16 protein-coding genes are annotated in these 20,694 nt (G+C 49.3%); 15 read left to right on the forward strand and 1 reads right to left on the reverse strand.

Going from position 1 to position 20,694, the window contains the following annotated elements; genetic code table 11:
* Nucleotides 1-8 precede the first annotated feature (8 nt).
* Nucleotides 9-1,046 carry a heme-dependent oxidative N-demethylase family protein gene (locus tag ACT53C_RS09845; protein WP_476145785.1) on the forward strand — a complete coding sequence of 346 codons (1,038 nt, stop codon included), beginning with the start codon at nt 9-11 and terminating at the stop codon, nt 1,044-1,046.
* A 55-nt stretch (nt 1,047-1,101) separates the two neighbouring features.
* Here the strand turns inward: ACT53C_RS09845 and ACT53C_RS09850 are convergent, their stop codons facing one another.
* Nucleotides 1,102-2,481: a PAS domain-containing protein gene (locus ACT53C_RS09850; RefSeq protein ID WP_476145787.1), complete on the reverse strand. Its 1,380-nt coding sequence runs from the start codon at nt 2,479-2,481 to the stop codon at nt 1,102-1,104.
* A gap of 41 nt (nt 2,482-2,522) precedes the next feature.
* Between ACT53C_RS09850 and ACT53C_RS09855 the strand changes: the two genes are divergently transcribed.
* The 14 genes from ACT53C_RS09855 (at nt 2,523) to ACT53C_RS09920 (ending at nt 20,677) form a co-directional block, all read left to right on the forward strand.
* Nucleotides 2,523-4,367: a histidine kinase gene (locus ACT53C_RS09855; protein WP_476145789.1), complete on the forward strand. Its 1,845-nt coding sequence runs from the start codon at nt 2,523-2,525 to the stop codon at nt 4,365-4,367.
* Between the two features lie 14 nt (nt 4,368-4,381).
* Nucleotides 4,382-5,023, forward strand: a complete 642-nt coding sequence (narL, locus tag ACT53C_RS09860; RefSeq protein WP_412010824.1) for a two-component system response regulator NarL — start codon at nt 4,382-4,384, stop codon at nt 5,021-5,023.
* A 337-nt stretch (nt 5,024-5,360) separates the two neighbouring features.
* The gene (locus ACT53C_RS09865; RefSeq protein ID WP_476146049.1) at nt 5,361-7,049 is read left to right on the forward strand and encodes an APC family permease; all 1,689 of its coding nucleotides are present in this window, start codon (nt 5,361-5,363) and stop codon (nt 7,047-7,049) included.
* A 219-nt stretch (nt 7,050-7,268) separates the two neighbouring features.
* Nucleotides 7,269-8,378: an aminomethyl transferase family protein gene (locus tag ACT53C_RS09870; protein WP_476145791.1), complete on the forward strand. Its 1,110-nt coding sequence runs from the start codon at nt 7,269-7,271 to the stop codon at nt 8,376-8,378.
* 199 nt (nt 8,379-8,577) lie between these two features.
* Nucleotides 8,578-9,369 carry a ZIP family metal transporter gene (locus ACT53C_RS09875; RefSeq protein WP_476145792.1) on the forward strand — a complete coding sequence of 264 codons (792 nt, stop codon included), beginning with the start codon at nt 8,578-8,580 and terminating at the stop codon, nt 9,367-9,369.
* Nucleotides 9,366-10,346 carry a CobW family GTP-binding protein gene (locus ACT53C_RS09880; protein ID WP_476145794.1) on the forward strand — a complete coding sequence of 327 codons (981 nt, stop codon included), beginning with the start codon at nt 9,366-9,368 and terminating at the stop codon, nt 10,344-10,346. The genes ACT53C_RS09875 and ACT53C_RS09880 overlap by 4 nt, the downstream gene beginning before the upstream one ends.
* 11 nt (nt 10,347-10,357) lie before the next feature.
* On the forward strand, nt 10,358-11,596 hold the full coding sequence (gene zigA, locus ACT53C_RS09885) for a zinc metallochaperone GTPase ZigA (RefSeq protein ID WP_476146051.1): 1,239 nt from the start codon (nt 10,358-10,360) through the stop codon (nt 11,594-11,596).
* Between the two features lies 1 nt (nt 11,597).
* Complete coding sequence (locus ACT53C_RS09890) at nt 11,598-12,302, forward strand: DUF1826 domain-containing protein (RefSeq protein WP_476145796.1); 705 nt, start codon at nt 11,598-11,600, stop codon at nt 12,300-12,302.
* Between the two features lie 101 nt (nt 12,303-12,403).
* Nucleotides 12,404-12,748: a hypothetical protein gene (locus ACT53C_RS09895; protein ID WP_476145798.1), complete on the forward strand. Its 345-nt coding sequence runs from the start codon at nt 12,404-12,406 to the stop codon at nt 12,746-12,748.
* Between the two features lie 63 nt (nt 12,749-12,811).
* Nucleotides 12,812-14,926 (forward strand): TonB-dependent receptor, encoded by a 2,115-nt coding sequence (locus ACT53C_RS09900; protein ID WP_476145799.1) that lies wholly within the window; start codon nt 12,812-12,814, stop codon nt 14,924-14,926.
* Between the two features lie 318 nt (nt 14,927-15,244).
* Nucleotides 15,245-17,302, forward strand: coding sequence for a TonB-dependent receptor (locus tag ACT53C_RS09905; RefSeq protein WP_476145801.1), 2,058 nt, complete (start codon nt 15,245-15,247; stop codon nt 17,300-17,302).
* Nucleotides 17,299-18,009 carry an ABC transporter ATP-binding protein gene (locus tag ACT53C_RS09910; RefSeq protein ID WP_476145803.1) on the forward strand — a complete coding sequence of 237 codons (711 nt, stop codon included), beginning with the start codon at nt 17,299-17,301 and terminating at the stop codon, nt 18,007-18,009. Before ACT53C_RS09905 ends, ACT53C_RS09910 begins: the two co-directional genes overlap by 4 nt.
* Entirely contained in the window at nt 18,006-19,412 is a 1,407-nt protein-coding gene (locus ACT53C_RS09915) for a DUF3526 domain-containing protein (RefSeq protein WP_476145805.1), read from the forward strand. The genes ACT53C_RS09910 and ACT53C_RS09915 overlap by 4 nt, the downstream gene beginning before the upstream one ends.
* The gene (locus ACT53C_RS09920) at nt 19,409-20,677 is read left to right on the forward strand and encodes a DUF3526 domain-containing protein (RefSeq protein ID WP_476145807.1); all 1,269 of its coding nucleotides are present in this window, start codon (nt 19,409-19,411) and stop codon (nt 20,675-20,677) included. Before ACT53C_RS09915 ends, ACT53C_RS09920 begins: the two co-directional genes overlap by 4 nt.
* The last annotated feature ends 17 nt before the right edge of the window (nt 20,678-20,694 follow it).

Consider the following 20,694-nt stretch of genomic DNA (forward strand, 5'->3'; position numbering starts at 1 on the left):
GAAACGCTATGAGCTTAGCTTTTAAAAAAGAAACCTTTCGCGATGACTATACCTACCAAAACTCAGCCGAAGCCATTAAGCGGTTTCCATTTCCGTTTGCAGAAGACAGCTACATGTATTCAGTGAATATTGAGCCTCACACCAAGGGGCCGGTGGGTGCTGTGACTGAATTTGCCTTTGATATTGATGAGCACTACGTCGCTGAATGCGAGGATAAAGCCAAAACATTAGCGCTAGATGCGGGACGGTATCAGGCCTTGCCACATATGGCGGAGGCGCAATGGGATTTTCTAGCGCTGACGATGGAAAGTTTATCGAACGACTATCCTGAGCTATTTTCGCTCAAAAAAGATGGCCTATTGTGGACCTGGGAAAATAAACCGCTTGGGATTAAAAACTCGTTTACCTTTGGCGATAGCACCTCGTTTGACATGGATCCAATGGAATATATGGGGAGACAGGTGCAAGGTGACTTTGTGCTGTTGGATCAACGCAACGGTACTTTGTATGCTGATGCTGGCTTTATTACCAGCCAAGCAGATTGGTCGCTGGCCTTTGATGTCGGCATGGCGTGGCATGAGTGGCACGGCCCTGTCCCGCAAGTGACGAAACTAGGTGTCATGGATCGTGCTTTAAAATTCCTCATGGCCTTACAATTGGGTGCACCCGTACGGCGTTTAAATTGGACCATGACAATTAACCCAAGGCTAGACACTTCTCCCGAAAACTATCCCTTGTGGGGCAGCGACCGTAATAAAGTGACCATCGACAATGTGGGCGAGCTGGTACATTTACGTGTTGAGTTACAAAGCTTATTCAGATTGCCACGCAGCAATGCCATACTGTTCAGTATTCGCTGCTATTTAATCAATATGAATGAGTTGTCCACTTCCGCACGCTGGGCAAAACGCTTTCATCGCGTGCTGAAGTCATTACATCCGGATTTAGTGGAGTACAAAGGCTTAACCAAGTTTAAAGATTTAACGGTGGAATGGCTGTCTAAAAAAGATGATGGCGCAGAAGTGGCATTAGGGACGCACCCATAACGCTGCATAGCCTTTGTCTCTGGTTGCCGAAGGTTTAACAGGCAACCCTTGAAAATCACATGAAATACTTTTGTAAACTTTGTATGGCCTGCGATCCATCCTCTTGAGCCACATCGGTAATGAAGCCTTCAAGTGCTAACAACTCTCCAGCACTTGAAAATACTCCCTTACCCTGCTCTAGTACCCATTTAACCGCGCCAGAACGCGTATAAATACGATAAAGTAATTGGAATTTTTGTTGATGCCGGATTTTCTCTTGCACATGATCCCAAGCGATATTGCGGTCCTCAGGATGAATAATCTGGGCAAAGGAAAAGTTGGGGTTGCCTATCATTTCATACGGCTCGTAACCGGTAATATCCACCGCGCCTTCACTGACAAATTCAAAACTCCAATTTTTATCATTTTTACAACGATAAATCATGCCAGGCGTATTGTTGATGAGCGCATTCAGCAGATGACGATGGCTTCTCTTCGTAGACTCCGTGAGCTTCATTTGGCTGATATCGGTCAGCGTGCCGATGATGCTGGAGCGTTCGCCTTTGTATGCGGTGGTGTTTTTCGCACGCAACTCCACCCAATGAGAATCGCCATTTCTGGCAATCAGACGAAACTCGACAACGGTTTTATTGCGCTTTCCTTGAATCAGAGAAGTAATTCTCGCCTCAGCCAACGGTTTATCTTCTGGATGCACAAAAGTAAGTAAGGTTTTATTGAGACATTCTTGTACTTTGTAACCTAACATTGATTCCCAAGAATGGTTTAAGTATATGATTTCTTGATTCACTTTAAGATAAAACACAATTTGTTCTATGTGATTGATGAGTTGCTCATGGATTGCGTTTTCAAACTCACTGGACGCTTCCATCTTTTGTGACAGGCTGGAAGAGAACTGAAGTAAATTGACCACAGATCGACTGTCTTCTTGTATGGGAGAAATGGAGACGTGCGTCGGTAAAATGCTGCCATCCAGACAGAGCAGACGAATGCGTAAGTGATTTTTTTTATCTTGGGTCGCCGTTGTCTTTGCAAATAAAGAAGCTAGTAGCTGATGGTCACCAGGGTGAATAATATTGGTCAGCGGCATCCCGACCACTTGCTCCTGCATGCTTAACATGCCAATTTCCATCAGAAATGCTTTGTTCGCAAACTTAACAATGTAGCCATCAATGACAGCGGCTGGCGTAGAAAGATTGCTAGATACATCGTTGGCCCAAGTCACAGTATGATCCATCGATGCATTGGGATGACGCGTATAATGTTTACGAAAGATGGGATAGATGGCAATTAACAACAAGGAAGTCAATGCAGTGGTTGCAGCGATCATCAATGCAGATAAATGCGTGTTAAATGAGGCGCCAGTCACCCACCATGCGTTAAAGACGATAAAAAAAATGACACTCAATATTAGTGTGCTAAAAACAAACAAACTCATCTAAGCGCCTTTCACGGGAAATTTCAATTCCGGAGTCATCCTTGAGCATTCAATTTGCAAACCTGATCAAAAGCATCAAAGATCTGACAATACACACATTGTATGCAAAGCTTATCATATTAATTTTTTGTATTGCTTCCAGCTTGATACTCATGCAAGCTGGTTCTCTCTTTTTGCTCGACTACACGGCTACTAATCAAAAAGTGATTCAAGACATCACCAAAGAGCAGATGTTCTGGCAACATTTTTCAGACACCGCCATCGGAGAAGCACCCGAGAAATTGACCGAAGCAATCCTTAAGGCCGATCCCCATTTACGCTTTGATCTCGGCAACATGGTGGCACAGATTAACAACCATGATGCCACGCAAGTCAATCCACTGTTGCAGAAACTCAGAGACGCAAGAGAAAAAATCAGTGACAGCCACTTTCAACAAGCGTCCATCACCTCGCAACGACTCACGGTTCAGACCTTAATCTCAAGTTATGAGCAATTGGTCGCGCTATTGTTGCAAGAGGTCGAGGCAAAGCAATCAGTGATTTCACTGCTGCAGCTGCTAAGCATTTATTTAGCCATTAGTGGCTTGATCACCATCGCGTTTAACGCCAGAAAGCTCCTGGTTGATCGTATGGATACGCTAGTCAGTTTTGCTGGCCTAGACGCGCAAAATGAACAGCGCGAGCAGGATGAAGATGAGTTTGTCAAAATTGAACGCCTGGTCTACGAAACCTCAGCAAGACTAGAAGGGTTTAAAGCAGAAAACGAATGGTTCAATCAAAATAGCAGTGAACGCCTGCGTCGATTAATTAGATCACAAGACTTTCTGCATGAGTTTGTAGAATCTATCAACAACACTTTATTAAGCGAAACGGTCTTACGCAAAAGTTTATTCTCGCTTGAAAAGGCCTTAAACATTTTAAATGTCTCTCTCATTTTTACCGAAAATGACTTGGGCATTTCGACAGAACGCGTTTTATTTTCCAATCACAAACCAGAAAAACTCAGTGACGCCATTTTAGAAGACCTCACCACAACCAATCTGGTGAGATTCTGTAGCAATGATAATTCGTCACATGGTAATGGCTTTCAATGTATTGCAGTCGGCTTCGTCACCCCCACGGGGGCATTGGGCGTGTTACAAGTCGAGGCGGATCTTGAGCATGTGTTTGATGAAACAGAAACGCAGTTGATCGAACTGACGGCCCATTTACTTTCTATGGTGATGGGTTTCCAAGGACGGGAGCAAGAAGGTCGGCGACTGGCATTGTTAGAAGAGCGCGCGGCCATTGCCCGTGAATTGCACGACTCCTTGGCGCAATCATTGTCGTTCATGAAAATTCAAATTTCACGGCTGCAAAGTGCAAGCAACAACCAATTAGAGTCAAATGAATTTCGCGGCATTGTCAACGAATTGCGCGATGGCTTGAATACGGCTTATCGGGAGCTACGCGAGTTATTGGCAACCTTCCGCGTACATATGGATGTGCGGGGATTAAATTCGGCGATTCAAACTGCCATTGATGAGTTTAGCCAGCGCTCCAACCTCTCCATTTCTCTGGATAATCGCCTGATAAACTGTCGCTTGACTGTCAATGAAGAGTTTCATATTTTACATGTATTGCGTGAGGCACTCTCCAACGTAGTGCGCCATGCAAACGCAAGTAGAGTGGAAATCTCTCTTAATTTTCAAAGCAGTGGCACCATCATTGTCATCATTGATGATGATGGGATTGGCTACACCGCCACTGAAGCGTCTGGCCATTATGGACAGAGCATCATGCAAGAGCGGGCAGAAAGCCTGGGCGGAAATGTTGCGGTTCTCAGACGCAAACAAGGGGGCACGCGAGTGCGCTTGATTTTCACGCCACAGTTGCCTCAATCATAGAAAGTAATCTAAAAATGATACAGACCCAATACAAAGTGTTCTTGATTGATGATCACGCCCTCTTCCGCAAAGGGGTAGGACAAATCATAGATGCAGACCCTGCATTCAAAGTGATCGGTGAAGCCGCCTCAGGGCAAGAGGGTTTGGATACTGCCATTGGCTTTAAACCAGACATTGTGTTGATAGACCTCAACATGAAAGGAATGAATGGCATAGAGACCTTACGCCAATTTAAAGCGTTAGATCTCACTGCCAAATATGTGGTGTTGACGGTGTCAGATGCTGAAGACGATTTATTAGAGGCCTTGCGCGCAGGGGCTGATGGCTACTTGTTAAAAGACATGGAGCCGGAAGACCTCTGTGCCAACTTAAAAAAAGTCGCTAACGGCATGACGATTATTCAAGATACGCTCACAGAAGTGCTGAGAACAGCCCTTTTAGAGCCCAAACCTCAACGTAAAGATGAGCAGGCTTCGCTCACTGAGCGTGAAAGAGAAATATTGCAATGTCTCAGTGACGGGCTCAACAACAAAACCATTGCGCGCAAACTTGGCATTAGCGACACCACCGTGAAAGTGCATATCAAACATTTACTGAGCAAACTTAAACTAAGTAGCCGCTTAGAAGCCGCCGTCTGGGCACACAATCAAAAATAAGGTCTGCTAGCCAGACCGCTTGCCTTTTTAGCGCTTGGCAAAAATGTTTCACATCGTGCGTAGGCGCAAAGTTTTGCATACGCACCTATCAACACCTCCCTCCTCCAACGCTCCTTTGAAATCTTCACCAGCTACCCCTTAAGGAGTAATCCGTAGTGAGAATTTAGTAAACAGCTGCAAATCATCAAAATAGATTCCATTGTGGATGTATTGACTTAATCCCATGTGCAGTTGATATCTGATTGTCATTGAACGTTAACCTTCTTATTAGCCTTTCTTGAAGTCAGTAGATAGGTGAAAAAAAGAAGGCTTTTAGGGAAGGGAAAATAAGGTGAGTATTAATTCTTCGATTGATATATCTCAAGCCGGCTTCGCTGGTGGAGCTGAAAGCAAGCACACGTTGCATCGCAAGATTGGTTGGCAAGGTGCCTTTTGGGTCGTCAGTGGTGTGCCAGCGCTTGTATTGTTTTCTATGGGCGCCATTTCGGCAACGGTAGGCAAACCGGCTTGGTTGGTATGGGCGATTTCTATCACATTTGGTTTTATTCAAGCATTTACCTATGCAGAAATTGCAGGCTTGTTTCCACATAAATCTGGCGGTGCATCAGTATATGGCGCGGTTGCATGGGTAAGATACAGCAAGTTTATCGCGCCGGTGTCAGTGTGGTGTAACTGGTTCGCATGGTCTCCAGTATTGGCTATCGGCTCTGGACTCGCTGCAGGCTACATTTTAAGTGCCTTATTTTCCCCAGATGCCGCCATCAATACCTGGCAAATTACTCTCATGGACTTGAGTGCCATTAAAGCCGGCTTAAGCCTAAGAATTAACGCAACGTTTATTCTCGGGGCTGCTGTTTTACTGACAGTGTTTTCGATACAGCACGGTGGTATTTTACGTTCTGCCAAAGCAACCATGATCCTGGGGGTCACCGCGTTAATTCCACTCATGCTCATAGGCCTGGTGCCTATCCTCACCGGCGACATGCCTATGGCGAATTTCTTTCCCTTGGCACCTTTAAGTTATGACACAGCCGGAAATGTGATTGATGGTATTTGGAATATTGAAGGCTGGAAATTAATGGCGGCGGGCTTGTTTATTGCTGCCTGGTCAACGTATGCCTTTGAAACTGCCGTCTGTTACACACGAGAATTCAAGAACCCTAAAACGGATACTTTTAAAGCCATTTTCTACTCAGGTTTGTTGTGTATTGCAGTGTACACACTGGTGCCCATCGCTTTTCAAGCGCATTTAGGCTTAGGCCATTTGGTGACGCCAGCGGTGACAGATGCCGCGGGTAACGTAACGACCGGCGCAGTATACGATGGGATGTTGGCACCTGAGATTTACAGTGGCATGGGCGTTGCCGGGGTGTTGTCGAGTATGTTGGGCGGCTCCGAGCTGATTGTGACCATATTAATGATTATGCTGGTTTTGGCGCTTTTGCTCTCAATCATGACCTCCATGGCCGGTTCTTCTCGCACGCTTTATCAAGCCTCGGTCGATGGCTGGCTGCCCAAATACTTGTCTCAAGTCAATGAGCATGGCGCGCCGACCAAAGCGATGTGGACAGACTTGTGTTTCAACCTGCTGTTACTGCTGATGTCGGACTATGTGTTTGTATTGGCTGCCTCCAATGTGGGCTACATCATTTTCAACTTCCTCAATCTGAATTCCGGCTGGATACACCGCATGGACAGACCGAACTGGGACCGCCCATACAAAGCGCCTACTATCCTACTGTTTTTAGGCGGCTTGCTCGGTTTTGTTAACTTGGGATTGATGGGATTAGGCGCTGACGTCTGGGGGGCAGGCACGCTCAATGCCGGACTGCTTTTTGCAACCTTGATTGTGCCGGTATTTATTTACCGGCACTTCATCCAGGATAAAGGTGTATTTCCAGCAGCCATGCTAGAAGATATGCAACTAGACAATGCCAAGGATGGCGTCATGAAACGCGCTGGCGTGCTCCCTTACATCGCGTTGCTAGCGGGCGTCTTCATTGTCTTCTGGCTGCATAGCATTTAGTTCAACTATTTAGTTCAAATTGGGACGCGTGGCCTAAGCAAGGGTGAGCATGTTTGATTGCTCACCCTTTTTTAATACCTGCTCTGGGAGGCTCAACTTTTTGAAGCTGTCACTTGAAGACAACTTTACTTCTTAAGTAGTACATCCTAAAGAGAGTGTTGAGCAAATCTTAAATTTTATAGTATTCGGAATCATCAATTTAATGGGAGAAAAGTCATCATGTCTAGAAACTCAGTACTCAATATTCGACACCGGGAATTAGGGTCAAATTTAGATGGCGACACCTGGAACAATATGCCTATTCCTTGGAGCTATCATACGGATGTCCATGATGAAGTGGTCGCGGTGAGGAGTCGTGCTGGCTTATACGATGTATCTGGCTTAAACATCATCAATGTCGATGGCCCAGATGCAGAAAAGGTCCTGGATAGGCTGGTGGCTAAGGACATCACCAAACTCGAACCCGGCCACAGTGTCCTGGCTGCAGAAACGGATGAATCCGGTGCCATTTGTGATGACATCATGATTATCAGAGACAGTGCAAACAGCTTTCGGCTCTCCCACGGCTCAGGCAAAACACCGGAAAACTTAAAAATGCTTGCGGCTGGCAAAGACGTGACCATCGCGCCCGATCTTGATGCGCATATTTTATCTTTACAAGGCCCTCATTCCTTAGCGATATTAGCGCCGCATGTCATCGACTTTGACCTGGCAAGCTTGGATTATTTTAAGCACAAGCCCACCAGCCTATTTGGTAAAAATGTTGTCATTGCTCGTGGCGGTTATTCAGGGGAACGTGGCTACGAAGTCTATTGTAAAGGGCAAGATGCCATTGAGCTATGGGATAAGATTTTAGAGGTTGGCAAGCCTTTGGGCGCGATTCCAGCCTCCTGGAACTCACTAGAGTTGACACGCATTGAAGCAGCGCTGTTGTTTTTTCCATTCGAAATGCCTGAAGGTGATACTACGCCATGGGAGATCAACATGGGCTGGGGCGTGGACCTGGATAAAAAGGGAGACTACATCGGCAAAGCGGCTGTATTGGCATCCAAAGGCAAAGAGCGGGTGAAACAAGCTGGTTTAATCTGCAAATCAGCAACCAGTGTTGAGGCTGGCGCAAAAATAGTCAAAGATGGGGTAGAAATCGGTGTGGTCACCAGCGCCTCTTTTAGCAATTATTTAATGCAGTCTTTAGCCATGGTGCATTTAAAGCCAGAATACACAGCGGTTGGAACGGCTGTTGAAGTGGTGTGCAGCCATCAAAAAGTGTCCGCCTATGTGGCACCCACCCCCTTTTATGATCCCATGAGACTGAGGACGCACGCTTGATGACGATAGTGCATGCGATATCAGGCTGGCGATGTTGCATGCGCATCTACTGAGGATGAGATCGTAAAAATACGTATTGCCTAAATAGCAGGTGCCTATGAATGGGAGCCTGCTTTTTTTACACCCAAAATTGCAACATTATTGCAATTAAATCCACCACCCTTTAAAATGCAACAAAATTGCATTTTAAAGTTCAAGCATGTTATTCCCCAGTTTAATGCTGGCTTGTACCGCCGGTGGTGTGATTTCGGTACTGATCGCCGGCTGGTTATCCAATACCCTGTTCGCCAATCATGCGAGGCGCATGGTGGCATTTGCCGTGGGTGTATTGCTCGGGTTTGCTTTTACTGATTTATTACCGGAAGCTTTGAATCAAGGTATCAACCTGACCAACGCAGGCTGGATGCTGGTAGCCGGGATGTTGTTGTTTTTCATTCTGGAGAAGCTGGCATTGTGGCGGCATTTCCATCATGCGGACACTGCCCCTGTTGCTACTCAAGCGGTAGAACAGCAATCCGGCGGCCAAGTGGCCATTATTCTAATCGGCGATGGCATCCATAATTTTGTCGATGGCATCTTGCTGGCGGCCAGTTTCTTAACTGATATCAAACTGGGCTGGGTGACGGCATTTGCGATTGTCGCGCATGAAATCCCGCAAGAGATTTCAGATTTTATGGTGTTGATCAATGCTGGCTTGAGTAAACGCCGTGCGCTCCTGCTTAATATGCTTTCGGGTTCAGCCATGATTGTCGGTGGTTTGGTTGGCTGGTTGAGTTTTACGCATATTGCCCCGCTGATTCCGTACGCCTTGTTACTGGCCGCCGCCAGTTTTATCTATATCGCCCTGGCAGACTTAGTGCCAACGCTGCAAACGCAATACCGCCCACAGGATTTACTGGTGCAATGCCTGTTGATTGCTTGTGGTCTCGGCGTGGCCTGGATTTCACCGTTTATTCAGCAACAGATCATTACACTTTGGGGAACCGCATGACGCAAGCCACACCCAGAATACCTGTCACGATTTTGACCGGCTTTTTAGGCGCGGGTAAAACCACCTTGCTTAACCACATTCTGCAGGAGCAACACGGCCAGCGCATTGCCGTGATTGAAAATGAATTTGGCGAGGCCGGTATCGATGGTGAGCTACTGCTTCAAGGCGACGAGCAAATCGTGGAAATGAACAACGGCTGCATTTGCTGCACCGTGCGTGGCGATCTGGTACGCATACTGGGCGATCTTGCGCAAAAACGTGCAGCGCAGGAAATTAGCTTTGACCGCGTGATGATCGAAACCACAGGCCTGGCCGACCCGGCCCCAGTCGCACAAACCTTTTTTGTCGAAGATGACGTCTATGCCAGCTATCATCTAGATGCGATTATCACGGTGGTTGATGCGGTGCATGCCATGCAGCAACTGGATGCGCACCACGAGGCACAAGAACAAGTCGGGTTTGCTGACCGTATTCTGCTATCAAAAACGGATCTGGTCACAGCAGAAGCAGTGACCGCCCTCTCGGCAAGGCTGCGCAACATCAACTTGAGAGCCCCGATTCACAGCGTGCACTTTGGCCAAACAGATCTCAGACAGATTCTGGATATTGATGGTTTTTCGCTGGATGCCATCCTGCAAATTGAGCCGGACTTCTTGCGTGACGTCAGCCATGCGCACGATGACGATGTGACTTCGTTCGTATTTAGCAGCGAACGGCCATTTAATCTGGAAAAGCTGGAAACCTTTCTCGAATCCATCATCGCCGATTACGGCCCGCAGTTGCTACGCTACAAAGGCATCATCCATGCCTACAACGATCCGCAACGTATTGTTTTTCAAGGTGTTCATATGCTCATGAGTGGTGACCACATCACACAGTGGCAGCCTGATGAGCGCAAAGTGTCCACGCTGGTGTTTATCGGTACGGACCTCCCTCAAGACTACTTTAACGAAGGACTACATTTATGTCTGGTTTAAGCACTTCTGCCATTAAAAAACTTCCGGTGACCGTACTTTCTGGCTTTCTGGGTGCGGGTAAAACCACGCTGCTCAACCATGTGCTCAATAACCGAGAAGGCAAGCGTGTCGCGGTGATCGTCAACGACATGTCTGAAGTCAATATTGACGCCCAGCTGGTACGCGACGGCGGGGCTGAGCTATCACGTCAGGAAGAAAAACTGGTCGAAATGAGCAATGGCTGCATCTGCTGCACCTTGCGTGAAGACCTGCTGGTCGAGATCACCCGCCTGGCCAAGGAAAACCGCTTTGATTACCTGCTGATTGAAACCACCGGTATCTCGGAGCCTTTGCCGATTGCTGAAACCTTCACCTTTGCCGATGAGGAAGGCGTATCCCTGGCCGATGTGGCACAACTCGATACCATGGTCACGGTGGTGGATGGCTACAACTTTCTCAAGGACTATAGCTCGCAAGAAAGCTTGACCGACAGAGGAGAGTCGCTGGGCGAAGAAGATGAACGCACAGTGGTTGACCTGCTGGTAGACCAGATTGAGTTTTGCGATGTGCTGGTATTGAACAAAACCGACTTGATGACACTGGAGGAAATCGCCCGGCTGGAAGGTATCCTCAAAACGCTTAACCCGCGTGCACAGATCCTGCACAGCAGCTTTGGCAAGGTGCCGCTGGACCGTATCATGCATACCGGCCTGTTTAACTTCGACCAGGCTGCAGAAGCGCCTGGCTGGCTGCAGGAGCTGCGTGGCGAACATGTGCCAGAAACCGAGGAATACGGGATTTCTAGCTTTGTTTACCGTTCACGCACGCCCTTTCATCCACAACGCTTGTGGCAGTGGCTCAATAGCGAATGGCCAGGCGTGATCCGCTCCAAAGGCCGCTACTGGATCGCCTCGCGCCCGGAGTTTTGTGCCATGTGGTCACAGGCCGGGGCGGTCACGCGCACCGAGCTGGCGGGCATCTGGTGGGCGGCAACACCGGCCAAGTATTGGCCGCAGGATACAGATAGCCTGCAGCACATCCGCTCACGCATGCAAGCACCTTATGGTGATCGTCAACAAGAGTTGGTCATTATTGGCATGGAGATGGATAAAGCGGCGCTAACGGCAAAATTTGATGCCTGCCTGCTGACAGAAAGCGAGCTGGCATTGGGCATGGACGCCTGGCGCAAGTTTGAGGACCCATTCCCCCGCTGGGCGGTAGAAGAAACCGTTGAAACCAAGGACGATATGCAGATATTGGAAAGTGTCTAGCATGTTGTCGGTTGCCAGCTCCCCTCAAACTGCTTCACTTGCGCCTACGCTGACACCAGCAAGCGAGCCGTTAACCTTTAACCCACTGCAGATGCTGCCGATCTTTGAGCCCGAGCAGCAAGTCTGTCTCGTACGCCGGGAGGCGCAAACTGCAATCAGCGACTACCTGCAGCTGGCAGCGCGCAGCTTGGCGCCTGGTCTGCGCAACGTGATTTCATTGCAGCCCGCACTTGCGCCACAGTTGCGTGCTTTGCCGTTGCCTGCACAGCCGGGCCGCGAAGCGTTTATTCAAGAGCTGGCACAATTGGTGACGGTGTTTGCCGAGCTGCTGGATTGCCAGACCGTGGGCCTGCGGCTGGAAGTATTGCAAAAAGCCATGTGCCCGCAATTTCATGTTGACCATACCGGAATTCGGCTGCTGTGTACCTACATGGGGCCGGGCACCGAATGGCTGGAGGAAGCATTTGCCGACCGCAGTTATTTAAAGCACCGCAGTCACTTAAACCCGCCAGGACTCAACAACCAACAGCGTGCAGACGTGGTACTCGATGCGCGTGGCATCAGACAGGCAGATGCCTTTGATATCGTATTGCTCAAAGGCAGTCAGTGGCAAGGGAACACCGTAGGCGGCGCTATTCATCGCTCGCCTGTGGTGCCAGAGGGGCAGACACGCGTCGTACTCGCGCTGGATGCCATCAGGGATTAACGCGCTGTGATGAAAATGACTTGCCCGATTCATGAGTGTGTCATCAGAACATGGCTAGATAGCGGACGCGCTCATCGCAGGTTTTTTAATCGCCAGACTGCATGCTAAATCACTACATACGGACCCGACTCAATCAATGGCTGCTAGGCGCCCTGCTGGCAGTCTTGCTGTTTTTTGTATTTGCGCAGCAGCATGCGATTGCGCACGCCATCTCTCACCTGTCTGAAGAGATTAATCACACCCTCAAACATGATAAAACCAGCCAGGACAATCTGTGTGAAGAATGCCTGTGCCTGGACAATCTCCCTGACACGCTGCTGCCAGGGCGTCCGCTACTGCTACATGCACCAGACCTCATCACATCAGCCCAAACCAGCCGCACCGTTTTACATGCAAAACCGTCCTATCGCCGCTACGCCGCGCGTGCACCGCCTCTTTTTGTCTGAGCCCTGACACCCCAACACAATCAGACGAAAAAGGCCTCAGCGTGAGGCCAAGAGGACAACTTTATGAAGATCAAACGCATCATTTCTGTAGCGGTGGGCGGCCTGTTTGCCAGCTACCCTGCAATCTCTGTACTGGCAGAACCGGTGGATGAAAGCGCACTCGAGCTCGATAGCGTGCAAGTGACGGCAGAACGGTTCAGCAAAATCCGTAATAGCCTGTCACCCGCCACGGGCGGCAGCGTATACCGCTTTGACCAGAAAGATATTAGCAATATTCCAGGCGGTGAAAACAACAGCTTTAACCAGATTTTGTTACGCGCCCCTGGCGTCGCCAATGACTCTTATGGGCAACTGCATATCCGTGGCGATCACGGCAATATCCAATACCGGATTAACGGCGTCATTCTGCCGGAGGGCATCAATGGTTTTGGTCAGATTCTGGATACGCGCTTTGCCGATAAAATCAATCTGCTCACCGGTGCTTTGCCTGCGCAGTATGGCTACAGAACGGCCGGGGTTATTGAGATTGAGACCAAGAAAAATTTTAAACCGGGCGGCAATGTTGGCTTTTATGGTGGCACCAGCGACACCGTCAACCCCAGTATTCAAATGCACAATTCCACGGGTGACTTCAGTTACTATGTCACGGGTTCTTATCTCTCCAATAATCGCGGCATCGAAAATACCACCGATAGCTACAACCCGATTCATGATAATACCCAGCAAACCAAAGGCTTCGCCTACATGTCGTATTTGCTGAATCCGGAAACGCAAATTGTGGCGATGCTGGGCTCCTACTATGGTAATTTTCAAATCCCCAATAACCCGGCGCAGGCGGCCAACAGCGACTATCTCTCGGCCTTGGGTTTGTCTGGCTATAACTCCTCCAGCCTGAGAGATCGCCAGAACGAGCGTAACCAGTACGGCATACTGGCCGTGCAGAGCTCCATTGGCGCTGATTTCGATTACCAGGTTTCGCTGTTCACACGCTATACCAGCACCACTTATACGCCGGATATCACGGGGGGCTTGGCCTTTAATGGCGTGGCCTCGCGCGTGTTTAGAGACAGCATGAGCAATGGCTTGCAAGCCGATGGCAGCTATCACTGGGGCGATAGCCACACCATCCGCATGGGGATGTTTACCAGCACCGAAGATATCACCAGCGACAATACCGCCAATGTGTTCCTGACCTCGGGCGGCACGACGACCAACACCCAGGCCACCATTGTTGATAACAATCACAAAAACGGCAACACCTTGCTGGCGCTTTACTTGCAGGATGAATGGAAAATCAACAACAGCCTGGTGATGAACTATGGCGTGCGTGCTGACAAAATGAATGCCTATGTCAGCGGCGGCCAGCTCAGCCCACGCCTGGGCCTGGTATGGAATGCCACACCTCAAACCACCTTCCATGCGGCCTACTCAAGATACTTTACACCGCCTCCGACGGAGTTGGTCGGCACTAAAACACTGGCCTTGTTTAGCAATACCACCAATGCTGCCACCAGTGACCTCAATGGTGCGGTCAAACCCGAGCGCTCACATTATTTTGACGTCGGCGTCAGTCACCAGTTAACGCCCAAACTCACCGTGGGCTTCGACAGCTACTACAAAATTGTCCAGGACCTGATTGATGAGGGTCGCTTTGGTGAAGCCTTGGTCTACACGCCTTTTAACTATGACAAAGGCAGAATTTATGGCTTTGAATTGACCGCGAGTTATAAAGACGAAGCCTTCTCTGCCTATGCCAACCTCTCACGCTCCATGAGCCTGGCCAAAAAAGTCGTCTCTGCACAATATAACTTTGAGCAAGATGAGCTGGACTATACCGCCAATCATTGGGTGCATACCGACCATGACCAGCGCTACACCGCGTCCGCTGGCGTGGGTTATTTATGGCAAGGCTATCAGCTCAGCGCCGATGCGTTCTTTGGCAGCGGCCTGCGCCGTGGCTTTGCCAATACCGAACACATGCCCGCCTACACCCAGGTTAACCTGGGTGCTACCACCATGATCAATGCAGGCGCCCTGGGCAAGCTGGAAACCAGACTGGCCATCATCAACCTGTTTGATAAGAAGTATGAATTACGAGATGGCTCTGGCATTGGCATTGATGCGCCACAATTTGGCCCGCGCAGAGGGGTGTTTATTGGTCTGAATAAATACTTTTAATCTACTGCGCCGCTACTCATGTGATGGACAACGGACCGCTGATCACCGGCTGATCGGTGGTCTTTGCCATGATTAAAGCATCAAAAAAGTGACAGTCCGTCACACCATTTTTTCACTATTTGCCTGCTGTGTTTTTTTCTACATCAGGCAGTATTTTTTTAAGGAGAAGTCGCATAGATCACTTTATAATGATTCTTATTTAATAGCTTTACCCCGATAAAAATAAAATATATTGCCTCAGCCACTGGCTGCAATGAGGCGCGAAGAGAACACACCGAACCAGATTATGAATACGTATACACACAGGGAAGATAAATCATGATGTACCCAAAAACGATTGCCAGCCTGCTGGCAGTCATGTTGTTCCCGGCGGTAGCGGTTTATGCTGAAGACACGGTAGAACTGGACCCTTCCAAGCAAAGTAGTAAAGCCAAGAAAAGTGAAGCTCCAGTCACCAGCGTCGAGCTGGATAGCGTCGTGGTGCTCGGCAAAAAAGAGCAGGTCTCGGCCACTGATAAAGGCCTAGCTGGCTCGGTAGATGTCATTACGCGTCAAGAGCTGGAATATGAACACGTCACCGATACCCTGGAATTGTTTAGCAAAACGCCAGGCGTGGTGCTGTCACGTTTTAGCCAGGGCATTGTCAATACAGAAGTCTCTATCCGCGGTTTTAGTGGCAATGGCGAAACACCGAATGCCAAAGTGCTGGTAGATGGCATTCCGTCTAACTTGTTCTCAGGTCTCAGCGAGCTGGATTACCTGTTCCCGACCAATATTCAGAGCGCCCAAGTGTTTAAAGGGACCAGCGACGCTTCAACCGGCCTGTTTGCCACCGCAGGCAACTACAAGGTGGAAACCCGTAAAGATATCGGCAAGCAATTGCAGTTTGGCTATGGCAGCTTTCAAACCCGCGAAATGCAAGGCTACTATGGTGAAAAAAAAGGTGATTTCACACAAAACTATGCAATCGGCTACCGCAAAGGCAATGGCTTCCGTGCCCATACCGAAAATGAAAAAATTGCCTTGTCCGGTCGCTGGCAGCTGGATTTCGAGCAGTCCAGCCTGGCATTGAGCGCCAAGTATGGCAAATACAACTCGCCTGAAGCACCGGGTTTTATGTCCAAACAACAGGCGCGGGATGATCGCAGAGGCGTAGCCCCCAATGCACTCAACGATAGCGGTGAAAAAGAATTCAAGCATTTGAGCCTGCATTACGATTACTTTTTTAATAACGATCTGGATTTAAGTCTGAAAGCCTATTGGCAGAATTTTGATCGTGAACGAAATGTACGTTTTTTTGGATCGCCAGGCCTTGAACATCGCTTGGAGGACGAGACTTCGATTGGCTTTGTCAGCAAGTTAAACTGGAAAATCAATCCCAGTTGGGCTTTTGAAACTGGCTACGATATTGAACGCCAGCATGTCGATGAATTCCGTCAACGTTTGACCACTATCCGGCGCAATGCCCAATACGACTTTACAGCACAAGGCATTTACGCCAAATTTGAAAACACGCCGCTAGACTGGCTACGCTGGAACCTGGCCTATCGCGTGGATTATTTGAACAGTGACCCGAGAAATCAGTTTGTGATTAATGGGTCCACTCTCAGGACGCGCATGCTGGATAACCAGACCATCGTACAACCCAAATTCAACTTGTTTGCCAACCTGAATGCGCAGCAAACTTTATTTGTAAATGCGGGGCGCAGTTTTCAAACGCCCACTGGCGTTAACCTTAATCTTTATAGTACCAATGGCCCGACCAACGTAAAGGTAGCAATCAACGATGGTTGGGAGCTAGGAATAAAGAGCCAATGGCATCCTGATTTGAATACGCGTTTGTCTTATTGGCAACAACAAGCTGAAAACGAATTTATTAATATCGACAACATTAACCAACTCATCGGTTCAACCCGCAGGCAAGGGATAGATGCCAGTTTTGACTATGCGCTGGACGAGCAATGGCACTTTTGGGGTAATATGTCGCGCGTGGATGCAAACATTGTTCAGCCAGATGCTCAACACCCGCAATTCAAAGACAATTCAATTCGCAGCATCCCGTCTTACACCGCCTCGCTGGGCCTGCAATATGCGCCCAATGCAACTTGGATTGCGCGCCTTCACGTGGACAGCCAAGGCGACTACTACGTCAATGAGAGTAATCAGGGCGGCAAATACGGCGGCTATACGTTGACCAATGCCAATATTGACTATAAAACCAGCTGGGGACGCGTCAGCTTGTTAGCTAACAATATTTTCGACAAGTACTATGAGTATGTGTATGACTTTTCATCCACGGGTGCGACCAACCAGCTTAACTTCGCCCCCGGTGCTGGCCGTAACTTTATGCTCACAGCAACGGTGGATTTTTTATGACTGCATTGCTATCGATTCAACAGCTAAGCCTGGGGTTTTCCAAGCGGAAAATTCTAAATCAGCTTGAGCTCAACTTACAGGCAGGTGAAGTCGTCTCTGTATTGGGCAGCAATGGCGCCGGTAAATCAACGCTGCTGAAAAGTATTTTAGGCTTACATGCCAACGCCGAGCAAACAGGCAATATCCTGATTGCCGGCATTGATATCGCACAGGACCGCCAGCGGGCGCTATCGCACCTTGCCTACGTGCCAGAGCAACCTGCCGTATATGGACATCTCTCTGCGATAGAGAATATCCGTTATTTCTTAAGCCTGGCCGATATAGATCATGGAAAGGATATTGCCAGCTGCCTGACCATGGCTGGCTTACCGGAAACAGCCTGGCATCGGCCTTGCAGTGAATACTCCAAAGGCATGAAACAAAAGGTGATGCTGGCATTTGCGCTGGCCAAACAGGCAACCTTGCTGTTACTAGATGAGCCTAACTCTGGCCTGGACCCGCAAGCGACCGAAGATTTGAATCAACTGATTATGCAATGCAAAGAAAGCGGCATGGGCGTGCTGGTCGTCACGCATGATGTGTTGTCTGCCATTGGTTTTTCTGACCGTTTGCTGATGCTGACCAATGGGCAGTTGCAAGCGGTAGTCCTGGACCAGTCAGCACTGACACTGGATAGCCTGAAAAAGCTGTACCAGGGGCAAGTATGAGCGCATTGATCTGGAAAATCTCCTGCAATGAATGGCGCAGGTTATGGCATGCGCGCGTTCCGGCATTGTTAATGATAGTGCTGGTCACATTGTGGGGCATTGCCGCCCTGGCCGCCCATCACCACTGGCAAGATCATGCACAGACGGTGGCCGAGGTGACGGCGCGTAGCCAGCATGACTGGCAATCGCAACCCGACCGTCACCCGCACAGGGTCTCGCATTTTGGCGATTTCGTCGCCAAACCGGTCCATCCGCTCAGTGTGATCGAACCCGGCATCCTCGACCAGTCTGGCCATCTGGTGTATCTGGAAGCACATCGCCTGAACAGTGCCAACTTCAACCCGGCGACTGAAGCCACTACACTGGGGCGCTTTTCATTGATTACACCAGCCATGATCGTGCAATGGTGGATGCCACTGTTTTTGATCATGATTGCCTATGCCACCGTCACTGCCGATAAAATCACCGGTATCCTGGCGTTCATGCGTGGCAATGGCACGCCTGGCTGGGTGATTGCGGCTGGAAAATGGCTGGCACTGTTTTTACCGCAACTGTTACTTTTGTGCCTGCAAGCACTGTTAACGCTGGTATGGAGCTGGCACAGTGATCAGTTATGGTCCAGGCTGGGGATCATGTTGCTGGCGCAAGTGCTTTACATTGGCGGCTGGTGTCTGCTGGTCGTCACCGTGTCCTGGTACAGTCGGCAACTACATAGTGCCTTGCTGACTTTATTGCTTTGCTGGGTCTGTATCTGCATTATTTTCCCGCGCGGGCTGGCAAATCTGGCTCAGATCGCCTATCCCACACAACCGCGCGTCGAGGCTGAATTCCATGCGGAAACCAAGCTGCAAAGCATAGGCGACAGCCATAACCCTGACGATCCGCATTTTGCCACCTTTAAAAAAAGCATTCTCGGCCAGTATCATGTCAGTAGCGTGGAAGAGCTGCCTGTCAACTACAATGGCCTGCTAATGCAGGAAGGCGAGCGTCTGACCACAGCTGTCTACCGCGAACAACAGGCACTGCATGATGCGCAGCTGGCAAAACAGAATGAAAGTATCCGGCACTGGTTATGGCTGACACCGGCCTTGGCGCTGCAATACATACAGATGGCGGCTAGCGGCAATGACCTGCCACATTACCAGGCGTTTATCCGGCAGTCTGAAGCCCGGCGATATCAATTAATCCAATATCTGAACCAGATCCACACTTACAAAGTGGATCAGCATGATGATAAGAACACACGTGTTTCTGCGGATTTGTGGAAGAAGGCGCCCCGTCCTCCAGTGAATCTGCCACCGATGGCAGTCAGCCATGCCAGCCTGACTGCAGCTTTTCTGGTGTTAATTGGCTGGCTGTTATTGCCTGGCTCCTTGCTTGTGAGGGTTTCGCACCGACTATGAAAAATGAACTCACCCTGCTGCTCAAGCAACGCAGCATGACGCTGTTGCTTTGGCTAAGCCTGTTACTGGTTAGTTTTAGCCTGTTAAATGGCTGGCAAAATATCCGTCATATCCAGTCTCAGATTCAGCATGCGCAACAGGAAGAGACCTTGCGCAAGCAGGACTTTATCCAGCGCTTCAGCCATGAAGGGACCCTGGAGGCAGGCGAAGTTGGCTATTACCTGTTCCACAACGTCTATTACCAACCTGGCGAATGGAGCTTTATTGCGCTAGGCAACCGGCTGGTGGTGCCGTATGTGCAACGGATACGTTTACTTGGCTTGCAGAGCCAGCTTTACGATGGGGAGTCACATCACCCTGAATATGTGATGCTGGGGACCTTTGATTACACATTTTTGCTGGTATTTTTTGCCCCTTTGCTCTGTATCGCCCTGATGCATGACCTGAAAGCGAGCGAGCAACAGGCGCAACGTTTACTGTTTTTGCACAGCCTGGTAAAAGCGCCTGGCCAGTTCTGGCTTAAACGCGTGTTATGCCGCTGGCTGCTTGTCACGCTTGTCTTCATACTACCGGTTTTACTGTTTGCCTGGCTACACTCGCTTTCCTGGTCGCCGCTGTTACGCGTGCTGACCATTACAGCCTTATACACGTTTTTATGGTCTGCATTGTGTAGTGCAGTCAGCCTGCGCAAGCGAGCGCTCAACGCCAACTTCAATGCCATGTTGCTGAGCAGCATTTGGGTCATGTTATGCGTGGTCTTACCGAATCTTTGCCAGCTATGGCTGCACGCCCATTATCCCTTGCAAGACGGTAGCCAGCTTGCCATGCAGCATCGGCAATTAGTACATGGCGCCTGGGATTTACCAAAAGACGATACGCTGCAACCCTTCTACGCATTGTATCCACAATGGAAAGACACGTCGCCCGTCACAGGCCGCTTTCACTGGAAATGGTACTACGCCTTTCAGCATATGGGGGATGTCCACTTGCAAGCACAAGTAGCTGCCCGGACACGCGCCTTACAACTGAGGGCAGAGGCGACAGCAAAGATGGGGTGGTGGTTGCCCACGGTCTGGGCGCAGTCGCAACTGGAAGCCGTCGCATGCAGCGATGTTCGCCATCTGCTTGTACACAGACAGCAGATAGCGCAATTTCACACCCACCTACGTGAAGCCATCTATCCATTCTTGTTTGAGGAGCGGGCATTAAATCGCAAAGATCTCGAGTCCATGCCCGTCTTTGGCGCAGACGATGCTGGTAAGTAAAGTCCGCACCCTGCCGT

Source organism: Methylophilus sp. DMC14 (assembly GCF_056314085.1).

What these genes read in the sequence shown, in the direction of transcription:
- ACT53C_RS09845 (WP_476145785.1), top strand. Translation starts at nt 9, where the DNA reads ATGAGCTTAGCTTTTAAAAAAGAAACCTTTCGCGATGACTATACCTAC.
- ACT53C_RS09850 (WP_476145787.1), bottom strand. Translation starts at nt 2,481, where the DNA reads ATGAGTTTGTTTGTTTTTAGCACACTAATATTGAGTGTCATTTTTTTT.
- narL (WP_412010824.1), top strand. Translation starts at nt 4,382, where the DNA reads ATGATACAGACCCAATACAAAGTGTTCTTGATTGATGATCACGCCCTC.
- ACT53C_RS09870 (WP_476145791.1), top strand. Translation starts at nt 7,269, where the DNA reads ATGTCTAGAAACTCAGTACTCAATATTCGACACCGGGAATTAGGGTCA.
- ACT53C_RS09875 (WP_476145792.1), top strand. Translation starts at nt 8,578, where the DNA reads ATGTTATTCCCCAGTTTAATGCTGGCTTGTACCGCCGGTGGTGTGATT.
- ACT53C_RS09880 (WP_476145794.1), top strand. Translation starts at nt 9,366, where the DNA reads ATGACGCAAGCCACACCCAGAATACCTGTCACGATTTTGACCGGCTTT.
- ACT53C_RS09890 (WP_476145796.1), top strand. Translation starts at nt 11,598, where the DNA reads ATGTTGTCGGTTGCCAGCTCCCCTCAAACTGCTTCACTTGCGCCTACG.
- ACT53C_RS09895 (WP_476145798.1), top strand. Translation starts at nt 12,404, where the DNA reads ATGCTAAATCACTACATACGGACCCGACTCAATCAATGGCTGCTAGGC.
- ACT53C_RS09900 (WP_476145799.1), top strand. Translation starts at nt 12,812, where the DNA reads ATGAAGATCAAACGCATCATTTCTGTAGCGGTGGGCGGCCTGTTTGCC.
- ACT53C_RS09905 (WP_476145801.1), top strand. Translation starts at nt 15,245, where the DNA reads ATGATGTACCCAAAAACGATTGCCAGCCTGCTGGCAGTCATGTTGTTC.
- ACT53C_RS09910 (WP_476145803.1), top strand. Translation starts at nt 17,299, where the DNA reads ATGACTGCATTGCTATCGATTCAACAGCTAAGCCTGGGGTTTTCCAAG.
- ACT53C_RS09915 (WP_476145805.1), top strand. Translation starts at nt 18,006, where the DNA reads ATGAGCGCATTGATCTGGAAAATCTCCTGCAATGAATGGCGCAGGTTA.
- ACT53C_RS09920 (WP_476145807.1), top strand. Translation starts at nt 19,409, where the DNA reads ATGAAAAATGAACTCACCCTGCTGCTCAAGCAACGCAGCATGACGCTG.